Here is a 23,764-nt window from a genome sequence, read left to right as displayed (position 1 = left end):
AGCCCGTCGACCGGTACGCCTGTGGTGGTTGACGATTCGGCCCCACCGGCCGATCCGGTCGTTGTCGAGGCCCCGATCGAGCGGGAGCAGAAAAAGAATCGTTCCGACCGATTGGGCACCGAGTCCTCGCTGACCCCGCAGAAGCCCAACGCGACCACCATCGGAACAACCGGCACGAGCCGGCCCGAAAGCACCATCAGTGCTCGATCCCTCGCACACGTAACCGACTCGGCCGCAGCCGATGTCGCAGCATCGGCTGAGATCACCGGTGCGGAAGCCGTCGCCGAAGCCGGCACGGGCACGCTGGTGATCGAGGCGCCGCTGGTGTCGTCGGGAAGGTCCGGTGGCGAGAACCACAACACCGTGGTGGCTCAAGCGCCCGATCCCGCACCTTCCACGACGCCGGTCGGTGTCGTGTCGGGCCTGTTGTCGGCGGTCGGTGTCGGCTCGCCGCTGTCCACAGTGGACGGTCCGGTGGAGCCGCTGCCGGGAGTGATACTGGTGGGCTCGCTGGACTTGGTTCGCCGTGATCTGGAGCGGATGAACGATGACCAATTGGCCGTCGACACCCAGCACGTCGCCAATACTCTGACGGCCGAAACCCCCTCGGAGGAACTGCTTCCCGGCACCGTGAGCACGACGTCGGACTCTGACCCCGGTCCTGAACACCCTTCGTGGTCGGTACCAGACCAACTGACCGTCGAACCCACCGCAGCCGAACGGGCCACGGCGTACCAGAAAGCGCAAACCCAGCGACTCGACGCGTTCAATCAAGCGCAGGCTGCGCGCACAGCCGCGTTCAACGAGCAACTAGCGCAGCACGCGGAGAATCCGCTGGGGGCGCTCGTCGCCAGTGCAGCGTTCGTGGTCTCCGAACTCGCCAACACCGCAGCGGTGGTGGTGACCGAATTCGTCAACTACATCTCGTACGCGATCACCGAGTTCGTCCACGGCCTGACGGACTGGTTCACCGCCCCGGCCGTCTTCACCGGCCTCTACGGCGAGCCGGATACGAATGCGCAGTACTGGCGGGTCCAGACGGCCGAAAACTGCGTTTTGCAGTCGGCGGCGATGATCGTCGGCCAACTCACCGGAACCACGCCGGAGGAAGCGGACATCGCCGCGAAGGCCATGGAGGCCGATAGCGTTGCCAACCCGGGTGAGAAGATGTACGAGGGTCTGCACACGCAGGATCGTGTCGACATCAGAGATGCAATTGCTCTTCTGGAAAGCGAATACGGCATCACGGCGACCCTCACGAAATATGACAAGACGGAGGGCAACCTCGCGTTGAGAGCCTTGGCGTTCGCATTGGAGGACAGCAGCAAGGCCGTGTCGGTCGGCGTTCAGGGCGGCACCATCTGGAGCGCTGTCGAAGGCGACCCGCTGCCCGGCATCTCCTCCGCGGACCATCAGGTGGTTGTCACCGGGATCGACTTCGACGAGAGAGTCGTCTACCTCAACGACAGCGGATTCCCCGAGCAGGGGAAGAAACTGAAGGTTCCGCTCGACGCCTTCATGAGGGCGTGGCAGACCGACAACTACGAGACGATGATCGCGCAGCTCAAGCAGCCGAACACGACTGCGTCCGAACCCGGTTCGCATCGGATCTCCAGTCCGGATTCCGGGGTGCTGCTAGAGGTGGCGTAGCAGCGTTACCAGCGGTAGTCGAGGAACTTCCCGTCGAACGTGACCACCACCCGGTCTCCGTCGGGATCCTCGCGGCGCCGGACGTCGACCTTGAAGTTGATCGCGCTCATGATGCCGTCGCCGAACTCCTCGTGGATGAGCTCCTTGATGGCGGGTCCGTATACGGCGAGCGCTTCCTGGAACCGGTAGATGGTCGGATCGGACAGCAGCGTCGGATCGATCCCCCGGGCGGGTTGGAGCTGCAGGCTCTCGCTCACCGCGGCATCGAGATCCAGTAGGGCACAGACTCGCTCCGCCTGCGCTTCGGGCACCGGGTGTTGGCCGAGCAACGCGGCGACACACCAGACGCGCGGCGCATCCAGAGCGTCGGCGATCTCGGTCCAGCTCAGCCCTTTTCGGGTCTTGGCGGCGATCACCAGTGCAGCGGCATCGGACTTCGGCATGATCGGGGTCATGCGCTGACCTTATTCGCCTCGACGTCGGCCGTCGGCGCGAGGGCGGGCAGTTCGAACCGCGGCGCTCCGGTACGCGCGTGGGTCGCGAACAACGTCAGCCCGACGAACGTCAAACCGCCCACGAGATTGCCTACCACCGTGGGGATTTCGTTCCAGATGAAATAGTCGGCGATCGAGAAGTCACCGCCGAGCATCAGCCCGGAGGGGAACAGGAACATGTTCACCACCGAGTGCTCGAATCCCATGTAGAAGAACAGCATGATGGGCATCCACATGGCGATGACCTTGCCCGACACGCTTGTGGACATCATCGCGGCGACCACACCGGTGGACACCATCCAGTTGCACAGCACGCCGCGGATGAACAGGGTGAGCATGCCCGGGGCGCCGTGTTCGGCGTAGCCGACGGTGCGGCTGTGTCCGATCTCGCCCAGTCGTTGTCCGACTTCGTTGGGGTCGACACTGAACCCGTAGGTGAAAACGATGGCCATCATGAAGGCGACGGTGAGCGCACCGGCGAAGTTGCCGACGAACACCCAGCCCCAGTTGCGCAGCATCGTACGCACGTTGACGCCGCGGCGTTTGTCCAGCAGCGCGAGCGGCACGAGCGTGAAGACGCCGGTGAGGAGGTCGAAACCGAGAAGGTAGAGCAGGCAGAAGCCCACCGGGAACAGCACGGCTCCGAGCAGCACGTTACCCGTCTGCACGGTGATCGTGACGGCGAAGGCGGCTGCGATCGCCAGGATCGCGCCGGCCATGTAGGCCCGGATCAGGGTGTCGCGTGTGGACATGTGCGCCTTGGACTCTCCGGCATCGATCATCTTTGCGACGAACTCGGACGGGCTGACGTAGGACATCGGTACAAACCCTTCTGGTGGACGGTCGTGCGTCAACGCTTTCGCACGGCGGTTGCGAAAACGCGACTTCGCGTATGCGTCCGTGTTGCCGAATGCGCACAACTGCAGGGCCGCTTGTGTGAGATTCGGCCTGTTGTCACCGCCCGGCACGCTTCATGGGCGCGGAGCTGGGTAATACGGTTGCGATGATGAGCTCGCAACGACCCAAAGTCCTTATCATCGGCGGTGGCTTCGGCGGCTTGTTCTGTGCGCGTCGGTTGGCGAAGGCAGATGTCGAGGTCACCCTGCTCGACCGCTCCGCCGACCACCTGTTCCAACCGCTGCTCTACCAGTGCGCGACCGGGAAGCTGAGCATCGGCCACATCAGCCGTCCGTTGCGCGAGGAGTTCGCCCGATACGACAACATCAAGACCCTGCTGGGTGAGGCGATCGAGCTCGACCCGTCGGCGCGCACCGTCACCGCGCTCCGGCCTGACGAAACGACGTTCGTCGTCGAGTACGACATCCTCATCCTGGCGGCAGGCATGCGGCAGTCGTACATGGGCAATGAGCAGTTCGCGCACTGGGCGCCGGGTATGAAAACCCTCGACGACGCGTTGGAGATCAGGCAGCGCATCTTCACCGCATTCGAGATCGCCGAAACTCTGCCACCCGGACCGGAGCGCAAGGACTGGCTGACCTTCGCCGTGGCCGGAGGCGGGCCCACCGGAGTGGAACTGGCCGGCCAGATCCGGGAGATGGCCACCCGCACCCTGACCAACGAATTCCACAGCATCCAGCCGCAAGAGGCGCGGGTGCTGCTGTTCGACGGTGGCCAGCGCGTCTTGAAGAAGTTCGCGCCGGACCTTTCGGCGAAGGCCACCCAGACTTTGGCGGAACTCGGCGTCGAGATGCATTTCGGTGTGCACGTGACCGATGTCGGGCGCGACGGCGTCACCGTCACCCCGAAGAACGGCGGGCCCGACCGTCCGTTCGCAGCGCGGACCGTGCTGTGGACGGCAGGCGTCGAGGCCGTGCCGTTCGCCCGCCATGTTGCCGAAATCCTCGGAGCGCCAACCGATCGCGCCGGTCGAATACAGGTCGAGCCGGATCTGAGCGTCGCGGGGCACCCCGAGATCTTCGTCATCGGTGATCTCGCTGGGCGTGACAAGCTGCCCGGCGTCGCGGAGAACGCCATGCAGGGCGGCCTGCACGCGGCAGCCTGCATTCGCCGTGATCTCGCCGGGCGCCCGCGCCGCCCGTACCGTTACCGCGACCTCGGATCGGCGGCCTACATCAGCCATGGCAACGCGCTGCTTCAAGTGGGGCGAATCCGCGTGTCGGGTTATCTCGGCTGGGTGGCGTGGGGGCTGATCCACATCGCGTTCCTCACCGGCGTGCGCAACCGCGTCAGCACAGTCGCGACCTGGCTGGCTTCGATCGCGCGCGCAGGTCGCTATCACCGCGCGTTCATGCTCGGCGCGGCGGATCGTCCCGAACAGCGCTACACGTATTCGACCTGGGACCTTCCGGAACCCGCACCCCCACACCACCGCGCTTCTCGTTCATGACCGCCCACCTGAACGAGGGTTGATCGACGATCCCCTCACCTTGACTGTGATGCCGATCACAGTAATATGACCAGTGGTCATTGCTGGAGGTGTTGATGCCGACTGTGACGTGGGCGCGGGTCGATCCGAGCCGGCGTGCCGCTGTGATCGAAGCGGCAGAAGCGGAGTTCGGGGCGCACGGCTACTCGCAGGGCAGCTTGAACGTCATCGCGCGTCGGGCGGGTGTCGCGAAGGGCAGCCTGTTCCAGTATTTCGCCGACAAGCGCGACCTCTACGCCTACATCGCCGACCTCGGCAGCCAGCGGGTGCGCTCATACATCGAAGACCGCATCCGGGAGCTCGACCCGGGTCGGCCCTTCTTCGAGTTTCTCACCGATCTGCTCGACACCTGGGTGGCCTACTTCGCCGACCATCCGCAGGACCGTGCCCTGCACGCCGCGTCGACCTTCGAAATCGACACCGAGGCAAGGGTTTCCGTCCACACCGTGATTCACCGCCACTATCTGGAGGTCCTGCGGCCGCTGGTGCGCGATGCGCATGCGCGCGGCGACCTGCGGGCCGATTGCGACACCGACGCGCTGTTGTCGTTGCTGCTGATGATCTTCCCGCACATGGCGCTGGCGCCCTATGTGCGCGGCATGGATCCGGTGCTCGGTCTCGACGACCCGACGCCGGATCAGCCCGCACTCGCGGTGCGCAGGCTCGTATCCGTGTTGGCCGACGCTTTCTCCAGCCGCAACCCAGCCCGAACGACGACCAAGGAGGTCCAACAATGACACGTAAGAATTCCGCGACACTCGATGCCGGTGGCCTCAACTGGGACAGCCTGCCGTTGAAGTTGTTCGCGGGGGGCAATGCGAAGTTCTGGAATCCCGCCGACATCGACTTCTCCCGCGACCGGGAGGACTGGGAGTCGCTGACCGAACTCGAGCGGGACTGGGCCGCTCGGCTGTGTGCCGAGTTCATCGCGGGCGAGGAAGCGGTCACCCAGGACATCCAGCCGTTCATGGCGGCGATGCGGGCCGAAGGACGTCTCGGCGATGAGATGTATCTGACCCAGTTCGCGTTCGAGGAGGCCAAGCACACCCAGGTGTTTCGGATGTGGCTGGACGCCGTCGGACTCACCGAGGACCTGCACCATTATCTCGACGAACTTCCTGCGTACCGCCAGATGTTCTACGAGGAGTTGCCCAGTTCGCTGGATGCGTTGACCGCCGACCCCTCCCCGGCCGCACAGGTGCGTGCATCGGTGACGTACAACCACGTCATCGAGGGCATGATGGCGCTGACGGGATACTATGCGTGGCACCGTATTTGCGTGGACCGCGGCATTCTGCCCGGGATGCAGGAGTTGGTGCGACGTATCGGCGACGACGAACGCCGCCACATGGCCTGGGGCACGTTCACCTGCCGACGGCACGTCGCGGCCGACGACTCGAATTGGCAGGTGTTCGAGGAGCGGATGAATGAACTGATTCCGCTGGCGCTGAAGAACACCGAAGACGCATTCGCGCTGTACGAAGAGATCCCGTTCGATCTGACGATGGACGAGTTCCAGCAGTACGCGAGCGACAAGGGAATGCGGCGATTCGGCACCATCAGCAGTGCCAGGGGTCGCCCGGTCGGTGAGATCGACCTGGACTACTCGCCGCTGACGCTGGAGGACACCTTCGCGGACGAGGACGAAAAGGCTTTGGCTGCCTCGGCGTAAACCAGGCCCACCGCCTGTCGGAACCGATGCCGGTGTCGGACGGATTCATTGGCGCGTCATGACGTAGTGCAGGCTGTGGTACACCTCGCGCAGCAGCATCGGGATCTGCGTGTGCAGGGTTCTGAAGCGGCTGCTGGGCGTGGGCGACGGGTGCGCGTCGAGTCCCAGGTCGGTGGCGATACGGGTGGCACGGCGCATGTGCAGCGGATCGCTGACGATGAGCATTCGGTCGACATCGTGCTCGGCGAGCAGCGGCATGGCGAAGGCGAAGTTCTGCTTGGTGGTGCGCGATCTGTTCTCGATGAGCAGACGGTCCGCCGGGACCCCGGAGGCGACCAGCCAGGCGCGGCCCGCCTCGGATTCCGAAAGTGTGTCTCCTTGTCCGACACCGCCCGTCAGGATGATCCGATCGATCTGTCCCGATTCGTACAGGGCGGCCGCGTGCCGCAGTCGCTCCTCGAGTACCGGCGACGGTCTGTCGTCGTCGACGGCCGCGCCGAGGACGATGGCCGCATCCGCCGCCGCTGAGTCCGACCGTACGCTGAAGGCACTGATATCGATGGCAAGGCTCACGACACCTGCTACCAACAGCGCCAGGGCTATCGCGATTCGTCGCAATCCTCCGACGAGCCGTCTGCGTCGGACCGGCCCGACTAACCGCACGAGGTCACGATACTGGGCCTCGACCAGCGGGCGCACACGGTTTACATGTGTGATGCGGCGGCAAACCTGATGCATCAGCGGCCGGCAACAGGGAGAAGACGATGACCGCCTCGTTAAGTGCAGCCAAGGCCGTCCTCGGCGGATTGAGCGGTATTCGTTCGTGGCAGGAGGACTGCTACCGCGACCTGCACCGTCATCCCGAACTGTCCCACCGCGAGCACCGGACCGCCCAGCGGGTCACCGAGGTACTCGCCGAATCCGGTTACCGCGTGCACGAGGGCGTCGGAGGCACCGGCGTGGTCGGGATCCTGGAAAACGGCGCCGGCCCAACGGTGTTGCTGCGCGCCGACATGGACGCCTTACCAGTGCACGAGGAAACCGGGCTGGACTACGCCTCCACAGTTCATGACATCGACCGGGACGGACATGAGGTCCCGGTGATGCACGCCTGCGGCCACGATATGCACGTCACTGCGCTGCTCGGGGCCGCGCGCCTGCTGGCCGACGGGCGCGAACACTGGCACGGCACGGCCGTGGCGCTGTTCCAGCCCGCCGAAGAAACCGGTGACGGGGCGCAGACCATGGTCGACGACGACCTGGCGCAGCTACTTCCCCGCGTCGACGTATGCCTGGGCCAGCATGTGCTGCCCATACCCGCCGGCACGGTCGGCATTCACGCGGGCCCGTTCCTGGCGTCTGCCGACAGCATGCGGATCACCGTATTCGGCCGCGGCAGTCACGGTTCGATGCCGCAATCATCGGTCGATCCTGTGGTGCTCGCCGCCATGATCGTGGTGCGGTTGCAGACCGTGATCTCCCGGGAGATCAGCCCCGTCGAATCCGCGGTGCTGACCGTTGGCAGCATCACCGCCGGCAGCAAGAGCAACGTGATCCCGGACCGCGCCGTACTGCAGCTCAACATCCGCACCTACAACGACCGCACACGCAACGCCGTCATCGACGCGGTGCGCCGGATCGTCAATGCCGAATGCGCCGCCTCGCGGTCCCCCAAGGAACCCGAGTTCGAGCTGTTCGACCGATTCCCGTTGACCGACAACGACGTTCCTACTACCGACCGGGTTCGAGACTCGTTCACCGCTGAGTTCGGTGATCAGTGTCTGGACCTGCCGCCGGGCGCGGCCAGCGAGGACTTCAGCGCCATCCCCACGGCACTCGGCGCGCCGTACACGTATTGGGGAGTCGGCGGCATCGATCCGGCCGTCTACCGGCACGCCGTCGAAGCCGGCCGGGTGGACCAGGACATCGCCGTCAACCATTCACCGCACTTCGCGCCCGCCATCCAACCCACGCTCGACGTCGCCACCAAGGCACTGGTAGTTGCCGCGATGCCCTGGCTCGCCAGCGGGTGAGTTCGATGCAGCCTGAGCAACCCGCGCGCCGTCAGTTCAACGGGTGCTGAGCCGACGCCACCGGCGGGCTGAGGTCCGCACGCGCGAGGGGGTGCGCGGGCGGGTCGGGCAGCACCGTGCGCCGGGTGATCTTCAGCTCGGCGTTCACGTGGACCAGCTCACCCGAGGCCAGTGGGTGCCACTTCTCGTGGTCCATCACCTCGCTGGCGAACACCACCGAGGGCGCGGCGTCCAAGTGCGCGCTGGACGCGCTGATCCGCTTGCTGCGCAAGCTGAAACGGCCGCGGCTGGGATCGGTACGGTCCAGCAGCCAGAGCTCGTGCGTGTCGGGGTAGCGCAATGCCCACAGGTCGGTGGCCGTGGCCAGCAGCACATTCACCGCGTAGATCGGCACGTTGGCGCGCAACCATCGCATCGCCTCCACCAGCCCGGCTTCGACGTCGCCGCCGCGGCCGCGGATGGATGCGGTGATCAACGCGAAGACCCGTTCGGAATCGGTGTCGCCGCGCACCAGGTCCTCGACGCCGAGTTCGCCGAGCCGCTCGTCGAGCGCGTCGGGATCACCCACCACTCCGTTGTGCGCGAAGATTCGCCGGTCCTGCAGGAAGGGGTGAGTGTTGTCGTCGTCCGCGGCGCCGGTGGTCGCGTACCGGACATGACCGATGAAGGTCGTGCCCGTCAGCTCGCGGGCCTCGGTCGCGAAGTCGCGGTCCTGCCACGCCGCGATCGGCTGCTTGAGCACCACCGGGGTGCCGTCGGCCTCGAACACCCCCAGGCCGGTGCCGTCCGGGTTGCGCCGGCTCTGCTCGGCCAGGCTGTCGGGGGCGTCCAGCAACCAGAACGTCGCGGTCACCGCGTCCCCGGCGTGCAGTCCGAACAGGCGACACATCAGTTCACCACCGCGAACTCACCATGCTGCCGGTCTACCCTCTCGCCGTCCGCCGGGACGGGTATCTCGCCACTTCCGATCTTCGGCGATAGCCCCCTGGCCTGTGAGCGGCGACCCGAGCTCCGCTCGTGCCGTCGGCGGTCATCGGTGCGACGATGCGGGGGTGATACGTGGGCGTGCGGTGGGGGTGGTGGCGGGAGTCGTCGTCGCGGCGGTCGCACGGCACTGGCACACCGGATGGGGCGCGACCGAATCAGAGAAGAGCGAGCGGCTCCCGGGTGACGAATATCCGGTGTCGCGCTTCGGGATGCGCGCGACGCGTGCCCTGACGATCGACGCCTCCCCCGAGCAGGTGTGGCCGTGGATCGTCCAGTTGGGGTTCGGCAAGGCCGGCTGGTACTCCTATGACCTTCTGGACAATCTCGGCCGCCCGAGCGCGCGCAGAATACTGCCGCAGTGGCAGCAGGTCAGCGTCGGCGATCCCGCGGCACCAATGAATCCGCTTCAGGGCGTGGACAAGTCGCCGTGGCGGGTCGCGCAGGTCGCCGCGCCCCGTGTGCTGGTGTGGCGGCACCCGAAGTCCGGGACGTGGGCGTGGTTCCTTCGCCCGCTGCCCTCGGGTGGTATTCGGCTGGTCACGAGGCTGCGGGTTTCCTACGCCTATCCAGGCGGGCTGGCCTTCGCCCCGATCCTCGAACTCGCCGACTTCCCGATGTACCGCAAGATGCTGCTCGGTATCCGCGAGCGCGCCGAAAACCACTACTGAGCCCGCTTCGGCTACCGTGGCCCCAGTCGGACTCGAACCGACACTGGACGGATTTTAAGTCGGGTCGAGCCGCGTTTCGCGACCTTCGGAGAGGGTCCGCCGAGAGGGCTATTTCTGTTGTTAGACACCGTTTTCGCGCGTCACCGGTACGTCTACGATCCGGCTCGAAGTCGCCCTAGATTCGCCCCCGGTCGCCGCGTTCGCGCCGCGACAGGATTTGCGCGGCGATGCTAGCTAGGCGTGCCGAGGCGGCGTGGCGCTAATGCTTCGCAGAGTGTCTCACTAAGCTGGAGCGCTATGGAGGGGTTTCCGTCTGAAGGGGGCGATGACGCGCCTGAGGAGGTCGACCCCCAAATTTCGGTACTCGTCGAGCAATTCCAAATAGCGCTGGAATCTGAGCCGGACGATACAGCTGTTGTGCAGCGGTTCCTAATGCATGGCCGATCCTATGCCGTGGATGATTCGCAAGAATTTGAGATCAAGCGTTCGATAGCGCAAGAATTTAGCTTAAATGTGTCGACGGACTTATTCATCGTAGGGTCCGCAAAACTTGGCTTCAGCATAGCGCCAAACCAGCGATGGAAACCGTTTGGCAATGACTCCGATATCGATATTGCGATCATAAGTCACGACCTATATCAGACGGTATGGCACGAGGTCTATGACTACAGCACATCGGGAGCGGATTGGCCTGATAAGCGCCAGTTCCAAAAATACTTGTTCCGCGGTTGGATTCGACCTGACTTACTACCGTCAGGTCCGACCTTCGATTTTGTCGATCGCTGGTGGGCATTCTTCCAGCAGCTTAAAGCAAGAGAAATTGCCGGACCTTTTAAAATCGCCGGAGCCCTATATCACGATACCGAGTTCTTACGAAAATACCACGCCTTCAATGTCGCAAGGTGTCGCAGGATAGGGGAAGAGTGACATGCAGACTAGCGCAACTAACCGGAAGCTCCGCGTACTCCTAACCGGCATTCGGGATAAGACGCTGATCCCTAACCCTCATTTCCAACGACGACTGGTTTGGTCAAATATGCATAAAAATGCATTCTTGCAAACGGTCCTTGACGGCCTTCCTTTCCCGGAGATATTCATCTCTGCTGGAGATGTCAACCCCAATACGGGGGACGGAACAGAATTGATTGTCGACGGCCAGCAGCGCATCACTACCCTCTACCAGTACTTCGTCGATTCCAAGGACCTTATTCTCGGAAATGATCTTCCGAAATACTCCGAGCTTGAACAAACTGATAAGCTGGCATTCCTTGAGTATGCCGTCGTAATTCGCGATCTCGGCCCACTTACTGAAGAGCAGACACGCGAAATATTCCACCGCATTAACAGCACGAACTACTCGTTGAACGCTATGGAGGTGAACAATTCCCGCTTCGACGGCGCCCTTAAACGTTGCGCTGAGGATATTGTGGCCAATGCTGCCGATGGATTCTTCCAGGCGCCGGGTCACCCCATTTTCTCAAGTCTAGACGGTAGGCGGATGAACGATACCCGATTTGCCCTCACTCTGATAATCACGATGATGAGTGGCTACTTCAACAGAGATGATGAACACGAGCTCTACCTTCAGAAGTATAATGACAGCTTCCCAGAAGAGGCCGCCATCAGGGAAAGGATCGAGCACGTTTGTCAGTTGATCGACTTTGCGCATTTCTCTAGCAAGTCGCGCATATGGCAAAAAGCCGATCTGCTGACTGCAATGGTCGAACTCGATCGTTTTTTACATCGCGACGGGGACCGGATCGATCCTGACCTCCTTCGCGATCGCGCACAGAGCTTCTACGAAGCTGTAGAGGCTGTTACACGATCCGTGAGCCCGGACCCGCTGGCAGCGCAGTACTACCGCCGTGTCAGATCGGGAATTAATGACCGCGTGAGCCGCTATGAACGCGGGCAAGCTTTCAGAACGAGAGTGCTGCAGGCGGGGGACGAGAACCCGCAGCTGTTCGAGCTTCAGGACTAGATCCGCCGCCGTAGCAGTACGACTTTGTTCGCCATCTCCGCAGAGCGAACTGGTGCGGGCGGCTCGGGCAGCGTATTGAGCGCGCCGCCGTCTTGCTCGGGGATGTAGTCGCCGTAGGTGTCGAGCCTAAGCGTGAACGTGCTGTGGCCCAGCCACTTCGACACTTGCATGAAGTGGGTACGGGCCGATAATTGAAGCACCGCGAAGGTGTGCCGAAGGTCGTTCGACTGCGGCCGCTTAGCCAACTCGCGGCGGATGATTCGTCGCCATGACCCGCCGTAAGTTGTGCACGCGTCCACAACTTCGTCGCGGGTCTCGTACCGTTCGGCGAGTTGCATTCGGCGCATTGTCTCCGACGCCTCTAAACCAAATTCCTCGGTGATTCTGGCGCGCAAGCCCTTTGGCAATTGCTTACCAACGCGAAGCTGGACCAAGGCGCGGCCGAACTCCTACCGTTCGGTGATGCTGTCGGTCTCGCTTTGCTTGATCTTGTCGTTGATCGGGCGCAGCTTCTCGATGTGAACTGCGTTGTCGTCGTTCATTTCTTGTTTCCTTCCGGGGTGATCCGGGGAAACAAAAAGCACCCCGGGAAACACCCTGCAGTGGTCGCAGGTTGTTTCCGGGGCACCCCGATTAACGATCGTGTCTAGTTCAAGTCCTTGGGTGGTTAGCGCCACAGCGTCAGGTCAGTTTGTCTTCTACGGCTAGTACGGCTGTCCACTCCCAGTCACGCCTTGCAGCCATCAGACATGCTCCCTGGCTTAACAAGACGCGCACTTGGTGGCCCCAGCGATCTACCCGGTTGCCCTTTCGCAGTCTGTTGAGACTCCTGTGTGAAGTTGTGCAGTTGATGCTATCGGCCTCCATCCAGTCCCAACAGTGTCCGGGCACAGCGAGTCAACTCGCCAGACCCGAGTCCGCTACCCCGGCGAGCGCGTCGACTGAGGCAACGCCCCAGCCCGGGCTTCCCCGTCGCTGGTCTCCTCTGATCTGGCGTGGAGTCAGCTTTTTTAGTCCTTGCCTGCGGGGCAACCAGCCCGTACAGTCATACCTCCAACTCAGTCCGCGACGTCGGTTAGGAGCCTTAACTCAAATGTCCGCTTTCACTCTGCCGCTGGTTCGAGGGAGAAGTCGTGCTCCCGCCAGTGTCTCGAGGAAGGCGGGCATCGATGTCGCTCATGCTGCTGTGGACTGTCCTTATTGGCGCAATCTTTCTGGGCGCGACTAGAGTCCTATCGATCGCCATAGTTGTTCGTGGTGCTGAGTCAAGGCACCGAGCGGACATTCTGCGGGGTCTCGCAGAATGCATGAAATGGTGGAAGCGGTGACGGCGTTGCACGCGCGCGCATCCCCGTTCGCAGATGGGAGTCGGACGCGCTACTTCGGTTCCAGGGAAGCGAAGTAGCCGGTTTCAACCTTCACATCTTCAACAACGCGCTCGGTGGTGGCGACGCCGATGGCGTTCTCCTTCAACAAATCACACAACCGGTCACCGTCGATCAAGTCGATGGGCGGCGCACCATCACGGTTGGCCTCGGTGCGAGCATCGTTCGTGAAAGTCCCGGTTGTGATCAAGAGACCCTTCTCGCCGCGACCGGCCATCGCTCCACGGAAGTCCCGAACGGCTGAGCTACCGACGCTGCCCTTGTACCGTTTGCACTGAAAAAACACTGGGAAGCTCAACAACGAGATTTGGTAGACCCCAAGACCGTCGATGCCGCCGTCGCCAGTTCGTCCCGTGACCACCGCGCTGCTGAATCCCGACTCCCTCAGCAGCCGCTGTGCCAGGCGCTCGAACGCTGTCGGGGACATCTTGAGCAGCGTTTCCAGAAGTGCATCTTTCCAATCCGCCTCGGCTTCGGCCTCGACCTGGTCCAGCTCGCCGGAGACGTTCGACTTCGAAGTCTTCTTTTTGCCCTTCTTCTTGGATATGTTCACGAATTGCTGATGCAGCGGGGCGATGTCTTCCTGCTTCGCGGCCTGGCCGGCCTCGGTCACCGTCCACACCCCGCGCTTGCTGTTTGTGAGCAGACCCATACCCTTGAGGTAGGTCCGCGCCCAGCCCAGGCGGTACTGGATCTCGGTGAGTGGGCCGTCGCCGTGCAATACGTTCTGTTGTTCTGCCGAGAACTGCTCACGGTCAATTACCGCCGCGTCCAACTCCGCAATTGACGCAGACCCGCCGAGGGCGATCGCGGCCTGCAGCGTGGGCCAGAGCATGTCCGTATAGGGCGGCACCGTAGCGGTCACGGTGAACAGCATCGCAGAGGTCAGCGGCAGTTAGCTAGCGCGCCGACCCAACCGCCGCGATCCCCCCGAGCGCCGCGACGGCGCCGCGATGAACGGGGTTCCGAGCCGACCCATTCGCCTCAATAGCGCTTCTAGCAGGCCTTTTCCGGTGCCCCCCAGTCGGACTCGAACGACACCGGGCGGATTTTAAGTCCGCTACGGCTGTCCGATCAGGTATCTGCTGCCGACCTCAGTCCTGGAGATCCATGTCGACCAGCACGCGCCGCAGTAGCTTTCCGGTGGTGTTTCGCGGTAGCTCGTCGATGAAGACCACATCGCGAGGGACCTTGTGGCGCGCCAGGTTGTCTTTCACGTACTGCTTGATCTCTGCCGCGTCTTGTTCGGCGCCGGGCTCGGCAACGATGAAGGCGCGCAACCGCTTTCCGAACTCGACGTCATCGACCCCGACCACCGCGACCTCGGCGATATCGGAGCGCGCCTCGAGGAGATTCTCGACTTCCTGCGGAAAGACGTTCTCGCCGCCGGACACGATCATGTCGTCGTCGCGGCCGTCGACGAACAGCAGTCCGTTCTCGTCGAAATGACCCATGTCGCCGCTGGACATGTAGCCGTCGATGATCTGTTTGCTGCGACCATCGGTGTATCCGGAGAACGGCGCGCCGTTGCGGACGAAGATCCTGCCGCGGCGGTTCGCGCCCTCAATCCGTCGATCGTTCTCGTCGTACAACACCACCTCGCAGGTCACCGGAGCACGCCCCGCGGTGCCGGGTGCGGCACGTAACTCGGCGGGGGTGGCGACGCTGGCGATGGCGCATTCGGTGGAGCCGTACATGTTGTACAGAACATCGCCGAAGGTGTCTTGCACCCGGTTGGACAGCTCCGGGCTCAGCGCCGAGCCGGCGATCAGGATGACCTTCAGTGACGACGTGTCGTACTTGGCGATGACGTCGGGCGCAAGCTCGACCATCCGGTGCAGCATTGTCGGGACCGCTACCAGCATGTCGGCCTTATGGTCGGCGATGAGCTTCAACGTGCCCTCCGCCTTGAACCGCCTGGTCGTCACGATTTTGTTGCCGAACGCTGCGCCGACGGTGTAAGTGGCCCAGCCGGTGCTGTGGAAGATGGGCGATACGATGACCATGGTTCCCTTGCGCGGGAACGGAATTCGGTCAACGATCTGCGCCGTGGCGAGTGGAGATACCGTTTCCCGCGGCGCCCCCTTGGGCAGCCCGGTCGTACCGCTGGTGAGGATCACCGAACCACCGGCTTTAGCCGGCGGGGGCAGCGGCTCGGTTGAGTTGGTCGCGAGGATGTCGTCGAGAGTCTGTGCGCCGGCGGGCAATTCTGCCCCCTCGTCGACCCATGTCAGCACCCGCGGCAGGTCGGCAGGCAGCGCGTCGAGCAGACCGAGGAACTCGCTGTCGTGGAGCACCACGGTCACCTTCTCGCGCTCGCAGACCTCGGCGAACTGAGGTTTGGCGAAACCGGTGTTCATCAACACCATTCGGGCACCGGCCTTTCCGCAGGCGGCCATGGTGATGACCAGACCGAGGTGGTCGCGGCACAGCACGCCGACGACCGAGCCCGCTGAGACCCCGAGGCTGTGCAAGCCGTGCGCCAATGCCCACGACTGGTCATCGACCTGTTTGTAGGTCAACGTCCCGCGCTCGTCGACGACCGCAGGCAGGTCCGCATACTTGCGCCCACCTTGAATCGCCATCGTGGCCTGCGGGCCGTAGGTGCGCGCAAGCTTGGCGGTCTGAACACCTGAACCCAGGTCCTTGAGGTCGATGATTCCGGTGTCGACGAGTCGTTTAGCAGCGCGCGCCGCCTCGGTGGCATGCTGCAACTTCTGCCGAACTCCGGCCAGCACGTCAGCCATCGGGCCTCCCCTCGCCACGGAAATTTGCGTGCACAGTAGCAGTCGCAAAGTGAATGGTGATTCCGAACGGACCCCGTCGGCGACGCCGCCCCTAAAGCCTCGGCGTTGTCGGTGAGCCCCCGGGACTCTCACCCAGTGCCAAAGGGCATCGATAGTGCCAGGACAGATGCCACGAGCCTTGCGGTCATCGATCCAGCGACTGGTCAACGAGGCGTCCTCGAGCAAGGGTGCCCCGGCTGCGGCTCGACACCTGGATGGACCAACCGATACCTCTGGAACTGGACACGAATACAGCACCACCAGACAACGCGCTGGACAACCTGAGGTTGTTGTGCCCTAACTGCCACCCACTCACGCCGACCTTCAGAGGCAAGATCACGAGGTCCGAGCACACGCTAAACTCAGCTACCTAGAAGGGGACGTAGCCTAATTGGCATCGGCGGGGCGCTTAAAACGCCCGACATTTGTGGGTTCGAGTCCCACCGTCCCCACAATCGTCAAGGAGTACGTCGGCTGTGCCTCTCGCACCTCTATTTCGTACCCGCGCAGTACAGACGCATTCGTGGTGATCGTCAAATCTTCACCTTCTCGGATTGCATCCCGACTTCGAGTGCAGCCACTCGGGAGATCATCCGCTGTGCAGGCTCCCCGCACCTGCCAACGCTCATGGTGTCGTTCTCACTGAGCACGATTTGCAGCACTACCGTCGGTCTCCGAGGGAGTGCTCGCGAAGCCGCTGGGCGACCTGCCCGAGCCACTCTTTGTACGTGTATTCGGGTAAAGGGTAATAACTCGTACCTAAAGTGCGCGTCACTAAATGTTCCGCGTCGGTTTCGGCGCACTCCCCAATCAGATCATTGATTTCTTGAATCAACGCGCGAAGCAACTCTGGAGAGGGCTGCTCGTCCTGAACGTAATTGTCGACAACCCCTTGCCAGTCAGCGGCTTCCAGATCCCAGTCCTCGTGGAAGTACGCCCCGAGGAAGTATCGCAATGGGCGTGATACCGGAAAGGAGCTCACGAGTTGATCATTCCTGTCTGCACGTGACGTCACAGCCCGCCACCACACCCGAGGCCTCATTGCATGGCATGCGAATCAGCCCGTATGTACGCCTCGAACATGCCGGGGGCCGTCCGCCTTGTATCCGAAGTTTCGTGACTTAGCCCGGCGCTATCTGTACCTTTCGAATGCTGCTTGGATTCCACGAAATTCAACCGGCTGAATGCGGCAGCGGACTGTAACGATCTGCTGTGGAAGTAGATCTCAGCACCACATCCCGGACAGTGGATCCAGTACTCAAACCGTGCATCGTCTGTGTCACTTCCCTGTTCACGGACATCGATCAACACATCGGCATCAGCGTTCTTGGGGCAAACGATGCCGTCCCACGAGCCTGAGGCGACTCTCTTAGTAACCTCGACCCAGTTCTTCGCTAGTGGTGTGTAGTCGGACACCTCAGGCACCCTGCCGCTTTCAGAAGCCGCACTTATTCATCGGACGACGCAATACGACCGTCAATCTCGTTGGCATGCTTGCGCAGCCGTGCGGTGATTTGAGCGAGCCACTCATTGAATGTGACCTTCGGACGGGGGTCGTAGCAGACGCCGATTCCACGTATTAGGAACTGCGCCAGGTCAGGTTCAGAGCGAGCCGTGCGCAGGTCGTCGATCTCTTGGGCAATCTGCCGCTGGGCTTCGGCCGTGGGGTTCGCCCTAGCGAAGTTGTCGACTATTCCTTGCCAGTCGTCAGCTTCCAGGTCCCAGTCCTGGTGAAAGTACGCACCGAAAAATTGGTCCAACTCAGTCGAAATCGAACCATCGTTCATGGTGTGGGATATCCCGTCAGCACGTACCAGCCACCTTTTCCGTCGCCTTTGAGAACCACCCTCACGCCGTTACCCGGTGTCAACTCGCCGCCACGTTCCAGCACGGTGCCACCACTAAAAGGCGCATCCAACTTGAGAGTACCGTTGGCGCCATTTGCCAGCCAGGCATCGATTGCGGCCCGGTTCTGCTGAAACGTGCCACCGACAGCGGAGGCCGTCTCATCGACAGAGCCGGCACCGCCTCCACCGTATGGACCAGCTGCGCCTGGCGTTTGGTCGACATGGGGAGCCGTGGCGCGTCGGGTAGATGATGTGCCCCCGCACTGCCGACGTCCAGGGCGTCGTCGACGTGGCGGGTGGCGTTGAAGACGTCAACTCCCACGCTAAATCCCGCTCTACAGCAGAGCAAGTCGGTGACGCCGCAGCGCGTCAGGGGTGGCTTGCTCGACCCACCGATGTTGTAGAGGTGGATACCGGAGGCGCTGCGCAGATTGGATCCCCGCACTCTGTGGCACAACCCAGTGATGTTCGTCGTCGAAGTCGGCGCGGTGTGGAGCACCATCCTCGCAATCGCCGAACCGTCGTGGTTCGCCTGGCTGGTCGTGTTCTGGCTCTCGCTGACCAATGATCTTCGCCAACCTTTGCCGAGGCCGTCGTCGAGGACCAGGACGAGGCCGGTCATTGAGACCTCGTCGTTCACCGTCGATCTCGCCGCGAAGAAGGTGACCAAGTACGGCTCCGAGGTCCATCTGACGCCGACGGAGTGCGGCATACGCGAGATGCTGGTCCGCAACCGGGGCAAGCTGGTCGGCCGGGAGGAACTTCTCAACGAGGTCTGGGGCACGGCTTACGCGAAGGAAACCCATTATCTGCGGGTGTATTTGGCGGAGTTGCGTCGCAAGCTCGAGGACGACCGTCGCATCCGGTGCATCTGATCACCGAAGCGGGAATGGGTTACCGCTTCCAGCAGTGACGTCACGTGTGCACGCCCCGCAGGTCATTGTCGCCAACTGCGCTGGCGCGCGATAGTGTCGATGTTCAGGGTCCACTGACGAAAGCGCAAAGATGTCAACGGTGAGGAAAGTCCGTATCGGAGGCCGGCTGACGATCGCCGGTGCGTTTGCGATCGCGGTGGCGGCGGCGCCGCTGACTGCCGCCTTCGTCGCCACCTCCCCCAGCCCGCCTGGCCAACTCGCCGCCTGCCCACCCGGCGAGGACAGCGACCTCTACAGCGGACATTGTGTGCCGTACCTGGTGCCCAATACCGCCTCGGCCGTCAACAACGCCTGCCCGCCCGGGGTCAGCGGCGCCGAATGCACCGGGTCGACCGGCAATCAAGTGCCGCCCCACGCACCGCCCGGGCCGTCGCCCGAGTTGCAGGAACTCGAAGACGTCGTCACGCCGGGCTACTAGCCGCCCGCACGTCCAGCAGGTCGTTGTCGCGCACGGCGTCGACGTCCAGAGTCCGGTATCCGTAGAGGTCGAACAGCACGGTGATCCGATCCGCGTCTCCGCCGAGCACAGTGCCCGCGCCCCATTCGCGATGTTCGACGGCCGTGCCCATGGCGATGGCCGGCACACCGCGGTCGGTGGCCGTGTGGTCGCGGCAGCGGTCGCAGTTGCCGCAGGGCTCGGGGAGATAGTCGCCGAAGTAGGCCAACAGGAACTGCCTTCGGCAGTCCGGTGTCTCGGCGTATGAGCGCATCATCTCGACGCGCGTCCGGTCGACCCGCTCCCCGATCTCGGCCATCTCCACGGCCTTGCGGACCGCGTCGTCGGCGGGCATGCCGGTGTTGGTGAAGCCCGACCTGGCCGATTCCACCGCACCCGCCTGCTCGAGCAGGTTGATCGACGACGTGAGCCGACGGCCCCGCTCACCGAGTTCTTCACGAAGGCCCTTGAGCCGCTTCGGCTTCCGGGCATCCAGAACGCTGTAAACCCGCCGCAGCAACTCCTCGTCCGGATTGCGGGTTGCGAAGAAGTTCCCGAGCGTGAGGTCCTCTGCGCGGTAGAACAGGATCGCCTCGGCAGGAGCGTCGTCTCGGCCGGCGCGCCCCACCTGCTGGTAATACGCGTCGACGGAGTCCGGCACGGATGCGTGCACCACGAACCGGACGTTGGGTTTGTCGATGCCCATGCCGAACGCCGAAGTGGCCACGACGACGCCGACCTCGTCGTCCCGGAACCGATCATGAACTTCGGTGCGCTGCTTGGTGTTCAGCCCCGCGTGGTACCCGACGGCCGACACACCACGCTGTGTGAGCTGCTCGGCATAGAACTCGGTGTCCCTGCGGGTCGCGCAGTACAACAGGCCCGGCTTGGCAAGCTGCTGCACCAGATCGACGACGTCCTGGCGTTTGTGGCCGTCATCGGTGTGGTGGCGAACTTCGAGTGAGATGTTCGGCCGGTCGAACCCGCCGGAGATCACCGTCGGCTCGCGCAGGCCGAGGATGTCGACGATCTCGCGGCGCACCACCGCCGACGCCGTCGCGGTCAGCGCGACGACCGGCGGCCTGCCCAACCGCTCGATCGCGTCGCCGACCCGAAGGTACGTGGGACGAAACTCGTGTCCCCACGCCGACACACAGTGCGCCTCGTCGACGACGACGAGCGACGGCCTCACCGCGGCCAGTCGTTTCATGACGTCGTCCTTGATGAGCTGCTCCGGACCCAGAAACGCATACCGTGCTTCACCGCGCTCGACGGACTCCCACGCCCGGTCGAGGGACGTTGCACTCTGGCGTGAGTTGATCGCCACCGCATCGGGAGCGTCGGACTCCTCGAGCGCGGCGATCTGGTCGTGCTGCAACGCAATCAACGGCGATATGACGATCACCGTCCGCGGCAGTAACACCGCCGGCACCTGATAGATCGCCGACTTGCCCGAGCCCGTTGGCATCACCGCGAGCGCGTCGCGACCATCCAGGATCGCGGTCATCGCCTCGAGTTGTTCTGGCCGCACCGTCTGCCATCCGAAAACCTTCTTGGCGACGTCGCGTAACCGTGTGGAGCCGCTCACCGGCTCATCGCGTCATCAGCGACAGGATCGCGCGGTTGAGCTGTCGGCGCGGCCAGCCCAGTCGACCGGCATTGGACAGCGCGGCACGCGCCGCGTTGCGGCCGCAGACACCGTGCACACCCCCGCCTGGTGACGCGCCCGCGCTGCCGAGGAAGACGTTCTCGACCGGCGTCTCCGCGCCGCCGAAACCCGGGAACGGCCGGAAGATCAACTGCTGGAACAGTTGTGACGTTCCACCGTTCACCGCACCGGCATGCAGGTTCGCGTCGCTGGCCTCCAGGTCCGACGGCCGCTGAATCGACTTGCCGACGATGTGGTCGCTGAACCCCGGCGCGTGCTTCTCCAACACCACGTCCACCGCCGCCGAGAGCTGATCGGCGGAGGCGTCGTCGGCGACGTCGCGGGGCAGATGCGTGTACGCCCAGGCACTTTCGGTGCCGGCGGGCGATCGGGTGGGATCGGAAGTGGTCATCTGGCCGAACAGCAGGAACGGATGCAGCGGCACGGTGCCGGTGTTGAGGTCGGCCATCCACCGGATCAGGCCGTCGTGGTCGGCGCCGAGGTGGACCGTCCCCGCATCACTCAGGCTCTCAGATCGCCACGGGATCGGGGCGTCGAGCGCGTAGTTGATCTTCAACACCGGTGTGTCCCAGACGAACCGGTCGATGCTCTGGACTACCGACTCGGGCAGGGCGTCGGCCGGGAGAAGGTCGCGGTACAACATCGGCGCCGAGGTATCGGCGATCACCGCCCGACGCACTTTCACGGTCTCACCGCCGGCGGTGTGCACGGACACCGCGCGTCGGCCGCGGACGTCGATCCGATCGACCTGCTGCCCGCACTGGATGCGGGCGCCCGCCGACGTCGCCCGGTTCACCAGCGCCGCCGTCAGTTGACCGGCCCCGCCTACCGGAACCGGAAAGCCGCCGTCCTGGGCCATCATGATCAGCATGTAGCCCATGACGCCGCTGCCGGGTGCGTCGATGGGAACATCGGCGTGCATCGCGTTGCCCAACAGAAGGAGTCGCGCGGCCTCGCCCTCGAACAACTGCTCGGCCATCACCCCAGCCGGTAGTAGAAGAAGATGCGCCAGCCGAAGCGCCTCGGCGGTGCCCAGCTCACGCAACAGTCCGACCGCTCCACGCATCGGCGGGAACGGCGCGAACAACGTCTCCAGCAGCGGTTCCTTGATGCGCTGCCACTGGGCGAACAAGTCGCGCCAGCGTGCTCCGTCGCGGGGCGTGCGGCGCTCGAGATCCTCGGCGGTGCGGTCGAGTTCGCGCCAGATCAGCGGTGCGTCATCGTCATCGGCAGAACTCGCATGACCCACGACCGCCGGCGAGTGCGACCAGCGCAGGCCGTGATCCTCGAGGTGCAGCGCTTTGAGCGCCGGTGAGGTGACCGAAAGCGGATAGAACGCGCTGTACAGATCGCTGACATAGCCGGGGAACAGTTCGGCGCTCTTGACCGCGCCGCCGGGTTGTTCCTGCGCTTCCAGGACCAGCACATCCCAGCCCTCGTCGGCGAGCATGGCTGCGGCGACCAAACCGTTGTGGCCGGCTCCGATCACCACGGCATCGGCGGAGCCTGACACGGTCACCTCGAGATCAGCCTGTTGGAGGCGGCCTTCACCGAGTCGGGCAGGAACCGGTTCATCAGGCCGAGCCCTTTCGAAAGCGGCGACGACGCAACGATTTTCTTCCTTCCCTCCATCAACGCGTCGTAACCCTGCTTGGCGACCTTTCCGGCATCGTCCTTCGGCATGCGTCCCACCAGGGTGTCGAGCATGCCCGCGCGCTTGAAGAAGTTGGTGTCCGTCGGCCCGGGCATCAGCGAGGTGATGGTGACGTCGGTATCGCGCAGTTCGTCCTGCAGGGCCTCGGCGAGCGACTGCACAAACGATTTTGAGGCGTTGTAAACGGTCTGATACGAGCCGGGCATCATCGCCACGATCGACGATGTGAACAGCAGCTTGCCCGAGTTGGCGCTCACCATGTCGGCGAGCACCAGCTTGGCCAAATGCGTCGTTCCCCGAACGTTGAGGTCGATGATGTTGAAATCCTCTTCGAGCCCGCGGTCGACGAATCGGCCGCCGCCTCCCGTACCGGCGTTGAGGGCGACGGCGTCCAAGCGGCGGCCGTTCTCGGTGGCGCTGCTGTAGAGCCGATCGACTTCGTCCTCTTGGCGGAGATCGACCTGAACCGCGCGGACCTGTGTCCCGCCTGCCGCGAGTTTGTCGGCGCTGGCGTGAATGCCGTCGTCGTCGGCGGCCACGATGAGGTCGTAGCCGTCGTCGGCGAACAGCTTCGCCAACTCGAAACCGATCCCGCTCGAAGCGCCCGTCACAAGCGCGAGTGGTCGTCCTTCAGCCATGGTGGCGGGCTACCCGACGGGGCCTTCACCAAACGCACGCTGCACACCGCGGCGTTAGCCGTCGCGATCATCACCGCCGTCGTCGGGACACTCTGCGCCGTCCTCGTCGTCTCCCTCGTCGGGGATGAGGTAGCGGTTGGGGTGGTGGTAGTTGTTGACGCGGGCTTGGCCGGTGTCGAGCTGCGGCGGGGGAAGCCATGCGGTGCGCCCGTCTTTGCGTATGTAGGTGCGCCAGCCGCCGGGTTTGACCCGCCGATTGTCGGGGCTACACGCCAGGGTCAGCTCATCGATGTTGGTCTGACCGCCAGCGGCCCAATCGTTGTCCCCGTGATGCACCTGGCACTGGTAAGCCGAGGCGGTGCAGCCGGGTCGGGTGCAGCCGTGATCGCGAGCAAACAGTGCCAGCCGTTGGGCTTTGGACGCCAAGCGTTTGGCCCGCCCCAAATACAGGATCTCGTCGGTGTGGTCGGCGAAGATCGCCAGATAGTGATGGGCCTCGGCGCCCTGGCGGATCACCTCGCT

The 23,764-nt window shown here is 63.7% G+C and carries 23 protein-coding genes, 1 tRNA gene and 1 pseudogene; 11 read left to right on the top strand and 14 right to left on the bottom strand.

The features are described 5' to 3' along the window. Positions 1–21: 21 nt before the first annotated feature. Positions 22–1,650 carry a C39 family peptidase gene (locus tag AU197_RS24825; RefSeq protein ID WP_064406474.1) on the top strand — a complete coding sequence of 543 codons (1,629 nt, stop codon included), beginning with the start codon at positions 22–24 and terminating at the stop codon, positions 1,648–1,650. Positions 1,651–1,655: 5 nt separating this feature from the next. Here AU197_RS24825 and cynS read toward each other — a convergent pair whose 3' ends face one another. Both cynS and AU197_RS24815 read right to left on the bottom strand, forming a co-directional pair. After that, positions 1,656–2,105, bottom strand: a complete 450-nt coding sequence (cynS, locus tag AU197_RS24820) for a cyanase (protein ID WP_064406472.1) — start codon at positions 2,103–2,105, stop codon at positions 1,656–1,658. Beyond that, positions 2,102–2,962 carry a formate/nitrite transporter family protein gene (locus tag AU197_RS24815; protein WP_064406471.1) on the bottom strand — a complete coding sequence of 287 codons (861 nt, stop codon included), beginning with the start codon at positions 2,960–2,962 and terminating at the stop codon, positions 2,102–2,104. The genes cynS and AU197_RS24815 overlap by 4 nt, the downstream gene beginning before the upstream one ends. Before the next feature lie 188 nt (positions 2,963–3,150). On the opposite strand from AU197_RS24815, the gene AU197_RS24810 reads away from it, so the two are divergent. The 3 genes from AU197_RS24810 (at position 3,151) to AU197_RS24800 (ending at position 6,223) form a co-directional block, all read left to right on the top strand. Next, entirely contained in the window at positions 3,151–4,512 is a 1,362-nt protein-coding gene (locus AU197_RS24810) for an NAD(P)/FAD-dependent oxidoreductase (RefSeq protein ID WP_064406756.1), read from the top strand. A 95-nt stretch (positions 4,513–4,607) separates the two neighbouring features. Further along, the gene (locus tag AU197_RS24805; protein ID WP_064406755.1) at positions 4,608–5,288 is read left to right on the top strand and encodes a TetR/AcrR family transcriptional regulator; all 681 of its coding nucleotides are present in this window, start codon (positions 4,608–4,610) and stop codon (positions 5,286–5,288) included. After that, complete coding sequence (locus AU197_RS24800) at positions 5,285–6,223, top strand: R2-like ligand-binding oxidase (protein ID WP_064406468.1); 939 nt, start codon at positions 5,285–5,287, stop codon at positions 6,221–6,223. The genes AU197_RS24805 and AU197_RS24800 overlap by 4 nt, the downstream gene beginning before the upstream one ends. A gap of 45 nt (positions 6,224–6,268) precedes the next feature. Here the strand turns inward: AU197_RS24800 and AU197_RS24795 are convergent, their stop codons facing one another. Beyond that, positions 6,269–6,796, bottom strand: coding sequence for a YdcF family protein (locus tag AU197_RS24795; RefSeq protein WP_231745184.1), 528 nt, complete (start codon positions 6,794–6,796; stop codon positions 6,269–6,271). Between the two features lie 191 nt (positions 6,797–6,987). Here AU197_RS24795 and AU197_RS24790 point away from each other — a divergent pair, with 191 nt between their 5' ends. Continuing rightward, entirely contained in the window at positions 6,988–8,256 is a 1,269-nt protein-coding gene (locus AU197_RS24790) for an amidohydrolase (protein WP_064406466.1), read from the top strand. 31 nt (positions 8,257–8,287) lie between these two features. On the opposite strand, the gene AU197_RS24785 is transcribed toward AU197_RS24790, so the two are convergent. Beyond that, positions 8,288–9,145, bottom strand: a complete 858-nt coding sequence (locus tag AU197_RS24785; protein ID WP_064406465.1) for a class II glutamine amidotransferase — start codon at positions 9,143–9,145, stop codon at positions 8,288–8,290. Between the two features lie 163 nt (positions 9,146–9,308). Here AU197_RS24785 and AU197_RS24780 point away from each other — a divergent pair, with 163 nt between their 5' ends. The 3 genes from AU197_RS24780 (at position 9,309) to AU197_RS24770 (ending at position 11,892) form a co-directional block, all read left to right on the top strand. Further along, positions 9,309–9,911 (top strand): hypothetical protein, encoded by a 603-nt coding sequence (locus tag AU197_RS24780; protein ID WP_064406753.1) that lies wholly within the window; start codon positions 9,309–9,311, stop codon positions 9,909–9,911. Between the two features lie 297 nt (positions 9,912–10,208). After that, on the top strand, positions 10,209–10,838 hold the full coding sequence (locus AU197_RS24775; protein ID WP_064406463.1) for a hypothetical protein: 630 nt from the start codon (positions 10,209–10,211) through the stop codon (positions 10,836–10,838). Between the two features lies 1 nt (position 10,839). Beyond that, entirely contained in the window at positions 10,840–11,892 is a 1,053-nt protein-coding gene (locus AU197_RS24770) for a GmrSD restriction endonuclease domain-containing protein (RefSeq protein ID WP_082696842.1), read from the top strand. Here AU197_RS24770 and AU197_RS24765 read toward each other — a convergent pair. The 3 genes from AU197_RS24765 to AU197_RS24755 form a co-directional block, all read right to left on the bottom strand. After that, positions 11,889–12,230 carry a site-specific integrase gene (locus tag AU197_RS24765; protein ID WP_502687906.1) on the bottom strand — a complete coding sequence of 114 codons (342 nt, stop codon included), beginning with the start codon at positions 12,228–12,230 and terminating at the stop codon, positions 11,889–11,891. The genes AU197_RS24770 and AU197_RS24765 overlap by 4 nt on opposite strands. A 1,039-nt stretch (positions 12,231–13,269) precedes the next feature. Beyond that, positions 13,270–14,154 (bottom strand): restriction endonuclease, encoded by an 885-nt coding sequence (locus AU197_RS24760; RefSeq protein ID WP_064406461.1) that lies wholly within the window; start codon positions 14,152–14,154, stop codon positions 13,270–13,272. A 217-nt stretch (positions 14,155–14,371) separates the two neighbouring features. Further along, on the bottom strand, positions 14,372–16,024 hold the full coding sequence (locus AU197_RS24755; RefSeq protein WP_064406460.1) for an acyl-CoA synthetase: 1,653 nt from the start codon (positions 16,022–16,024) through the stop codon (positions 14,372–14,374). Positions 16,025–16,439: 415 nt separating this feature from the next. On the opposite strand from AU197_RS24755, the gene AU197_RS24750 reads away from it, so the two are divergent. After that, positions 16,440–16,515: transfer RNA gene (locus AU197_RS24750), tRNA-Leu, on the top strand. A 209-nt stretch (positions 16,516–16,724) separates the two neighbouring features. On the opposite strand, the gene AU197_RS24745 is transcribed toward AU197_RS24750, so the two are convergent. The 3 genes from AU197_RS24745 to AU197_RS26735 form a co-directional block, all read right to left on the bottom strand. Continuing rightward, positions 16,725–17,045: a contact-dependent growth inhibition system immunity protein gene (locus AU197_RS24745; RefSeq protein WP_064406458.1), complete on the bottom strand. Its 321-nt coding sequence runs from the start codon at positions 17,043–17,045 to the stop codon at positions 16,725–16,727. 466 nt (positions 17,046–17,511) lie between these two features. Continuing rightward, on the bottom strand, positions 17,512–17,850 hold the full coding sequence (locus tag AU197_RS24740; protein ID WP_064406455.1) for a contact-dependent growth inhibition system immunity protein: 339 nt from the start codon (positions 17,848–17,850) through the stop codon (positions 17,512–17,514). Continuing rightward, positions 17,847–18,023 carry an RNase A-like domain-containing protein gene (locus AU197_RS26735; protein WP_231745190.1) on the bottom strand — a complete coding sequence of 59 codons (177 nt, stop codon included), beginning with the start codon at positions 18,021–18,023 and terminating at the stop codon, positions 17,847–17,849. Before AU197_RS26735 ends, AU197_RS24740 begins: the two co-directional genes overlap by 4 nt. A gap of 498 nt (positions 18,024–18,521) precedes the next feature. Between AU197_RS26735 and AU197_RS26365 the strand changes: the two are divergent. Together AU197_RS26365 and AU197_RS24730 are read left to right on the top strand one after the other, a co-directional pair. After that, positions 18,522–18,823, top strand: a pseudogene (locus AU197_RS26365) (winged helix-turn-helix domain-containing protein); the annotation flags it as partial. 101 nt (positions 18,824–18,924) lie between these two features. After that, on the top strand, positions 18,925–19,263 hold the full coding sequence (locus AU197_RS24730) for a hypothetical protein (protein ID WP_231745183.1): 339 nt from the start codon (positions 18,925–18,927) through the stop codon (positions 19,261–19,263). Here the strand turns inward: AU197_RS24730 and AU197_RS24725 are convergent. From AU197_RS24725 to AU197_RS24710, 4 genes are all read right to left on the bottom strand, one after another. Next, on the bottom strand, positions 19,247–20,869 hold the full coding sequence (locus AU197_RS24725) for a RecQ family ATP-dependent DNA helicase (RefSeq protein ID WP_064406451.1): 1,623 nt from the start codon (positions 20,867–20,869) through the stop codon (positions 19,247–19,249). The genes AU197_RS24730 and AU197_RS24725 overlap by 17 nt on opposite strands. A gap of 4 nt (positions 20,870–20,873) precedes the next feature. Further along, a complete protein-coding gene (locus tag AU197_RS24720) occupies positions 20,874–22,469 on the bottom strand; it encodes a phytoene desaturase family protein (protein ID WP_064406449.1) in 1,596 nt (531 codons plus the stop codon). Beyond that, entirely contained in the window at positions 22,466–23,242 is a 777-nt protein-coding gene (locus AU197_RS24715; RefSeq protein WP_064406447.1) for an SDR family NAD(P)-dependent oxidoreductase, read from the bottom strand. Before AU197_RS24715 ends, AU197_RS24720 begins: the two co-directional genes overlap by 4 nt. 54 nt (positions 23,243–23,296) lie before the next feature. Further along, on the bottom strand, positions 23,297–23,764 hold a 468-nt coding region (locus tag AU197_RS24710; protein ID WP_156434561.1), incomplete at its 5' end, for an HNH endonuclease signature motif containing protein.

The sequence above is a fragment of the Mycobacterium sp. IS-1590 genome (assembly GCF_001500025.1).
Taxonomy (GTDB): Bacteria; Actinomycetota; Actinomycetes; order Mycobacteriales; family Mycobacteriaceae; genus Mycobacterium.
The sequence above is the reverse complement of the archived record's forward strand: the minus strand, read 5'-3'. Positions and strand labels throughout refer to the sequence as shown.